The sequence below is a fragment of the Candidatus Laterigemmans baculatus genome (assembly GCF_010367455.1).
GTDB lineage: Bacteria > Planctomycetota > Planctomycetia > Pirellulales > Pirellulaceae > Laterigemmans > Laterigemmans baculatus.
The window spans coordinates 1-1,162 of the sequence record NZ_WRPR01000141.1 but is presented as its reverse complement, the minus strand read 5'-3'; the positions used below and the strand labels follow the sequence as shown (position 1 = coordinate 1,162).

1 protein-coding gene is annotated in these 1,162 nt (G+C 68.9%); it reads left to right on the top strand.

Going from position 1 to position 1,162, the window contains the following annotated elements:
- The coding region (locus GNK13_RS20230) for an O-antigen ligase family protein (protein WP_203329166.1) at nucleotides 1–1,162 on the top strand (1,162 nt) is incomplete at both ends.

Genomic DNA, 1,162 nt, shown 5'->3' with positions numbered 1-1,162 from the left:
GCCGCCATCCTTTGCGGGGTTCTCTGTGCGGCGGGGCTGATTGCTTCGGGGTCTCGCGGGGCGCTGGTCGGTTCCGCTGCAGGGTTCGTCGCGTGCTTGCTGGTCGCAGTGCCGGCGGGCAGGTTTTTGGGGTTCGGGCTGGCCGCGGTGCTGGTGTTTGTGGCCGCTACTTACTCGCTGACCTCGCTGGGGCTGGAGTCGCAAGCGGTGGAGCGGCTCAGCGCGACGATGGACGAGCCGGTGCTCCGCGACGGCCGCCTCGACCACTGGCCCGACGCGGTCCGCGCCGCCGTGGCCTATTTTCCGCTCGGCGGAGGGCTCGGGAGCTACCGTTACGCCCACCTGCCCTACCAGGAGACGACCCACGGTTCGTGGTACGCCAACGCCGACAACCAATGGCTCGAGTGGTGGGTCGAAGGAGGGTTGGTGGCGATTTCGTTGATCGTGGCCGCGGTCGGGGTGGTCGGGCTGGCGATCCGTCGGTTGCTCACCTCAGCCGATCCGCTCGACCGCGGGATGGCCGCGGCCGGAGCTTATGGGTTGGCTGCGATCCTGGTCTCCCAGCTGTTCGACTTCGCCCTGCTGATCTCCCCGATCGCGATTGCTGCGACGCTGCTCCTCTCCGCCGTGGTCGCCAGAGCGGCAATGGTCGGCCAAGTCGCCACCAAAGTCCCCGCAGTCCCACTGCCGGCTTCGCAGACTCGAAAGCGACGTTCCGAGCCGTCGCTAGCGAAATCTCCATCAGGTTCTGCGAGCCAATCCGATCCAAGTCAGCTCACCCCCGCCCAAGCCGCCAACGAAGCCAGGCTCGCCGCCGCCACCCGCCGAGTCACCACGCTCCGACCGCCATCCCCAAGTCCCCTCGCCGCAAGGGATACTCGCCTCAGCCAGAAAACTAGATCGACACCCTCCCCCCGGGAGGGTCGCGAGGAACGAGCGGGGAGGGCGACCCACGAAGTAGAGCCCAGAACGCAGCTGGATTCAGCCGACCCTCCCCGGGCCTTAGAGCCCGACCCTCCCGGGGGGAGGGTGATGGGGACGATCGGCTCTCTGACAGAGGCTAGTGCCAACGCCTCAAGCACTCCCCCCGCCACCGGCCCCCGGAAACCGGACACCGGCCCCCGGAAACCCGCCCCCGGCCCCCGGAAACCCGCCCCCGGCC